The 581-nt window shown below is 71.6% G+C and carries 1 pseudogene; it reads left to right on the top strand.

From position 1 onward, the window contains the following. Positions 1 to 581, top strand: a pseudogene (locus tag ABFX54_RS56755) (hypothetical protein); the annotation flags it as partial.

Raw genomic sequence — 581 nt, forward strand, 5'->3', positions numbered from 1 at the left:
GCCAACCGCCTGGGCGGCAACTCCCTCATCGAGCTCCTCGTCTTCGGCCGCATCGTCGGTCAGGCGGCGGCGGAGTACTCCGCGGGTCTCGACGCGCAGCGCCGCTCTGCCGAGGCGCTCGCCGCGGCGCGGGAGGAAGTGGACGAGCTCCTGTCCGCCGACGGCCCGGAGAATGTGCGGTCGCTGCAGCGAGCGCTCCGCGACATCATGACGGAGCACGCCGGAGTGGTACGCGATGAGGACGGCCTGCGAAAGGGCCTCGCCGAGCTGGCCGCGGTCGAGGCGCGCATCAGCGGGATGGGCGTGCACCCGGACATCGCCGGCTTCCAGGACCTGGCCCACGCCTTCGACCTGAAGTCCGCGGCGCTCGCCGCGCGCGCGACCATCGAAACCGCGATCGAGCGCCGCGAGACCCGCGGCTGCCACAACCGCTCCGACTACCCGGAACTCGACCCCGCGCTGCAGGTCAACCTCGTGTGGTCCGGCCCCGGATCGGTGGAGCGGGAGAGCATCCCGCCGATTCCCGCCGAGATCGCGGCGCTCATGCGCGAGGTCTCAACCGAGGGAAAGCTCGTCGAATA

The sequence above is a fragment of the Nonomuraea maheshkhaliensis genome, assembly GCF_039529435.1.
GTDB classification, from domain to species: Bacteria; Actinomycetota; Actinomycetes; order Streptosporangiales; family Streptosporangiaceae; genus Nonomuraea; species Nonomuraea maheshkhaliensis.